The 272-nt window shown below is 55.9% G+C and carries 1 protein-coding gene; it reads right to left on the bottom strand.

From position 1 onward, the window contains the following. A partial coding sequence (locus ACNQ0T_RS24245; protein ID WP_417930501.1) for a replication protein P occupies window positions 1-272 on the bottom strand: 272 nt, incomplete at both ends.

Raw genomic sequence — 272 nt, 5'->3', positions numbered from 1 at the left:
GGTTGGTAACCAGCCAGTAGTGCGCGTTTGATTTCCACGGATAAGACTCCGCATCCGGATACAGGCCTCGCTTCCGGCAATACTCGTAAACCATATCAACCAGCTCGCTGACGTTTGGCAGTCCGGCGGTAACGGATGCTTCTTCCCGGCACCATGCAACAAACTGCCCGGGTGATGGCAGAAATGGTCGATTCTGCCGACGGGCTACGCGCATTCCTGCGTTAACCTGTTCCATCGTGGTGATCCCGTTTTCCCGAAAAGCCAGAACCCAC

The organism is Enterobacter cloacae complex sp.6700776, assembly GCF_048284255.1.
Classification (GTDB): Bacteria; Pseudomonadota; Gammaproteobacteria; order Enterobacterales; family Enterobacteriaceae; genus Enterobacter; species Enterobacter intestinihominis.
This window is presented reverse-complemented; position numbering and strand designations above follow the sequence as displayed.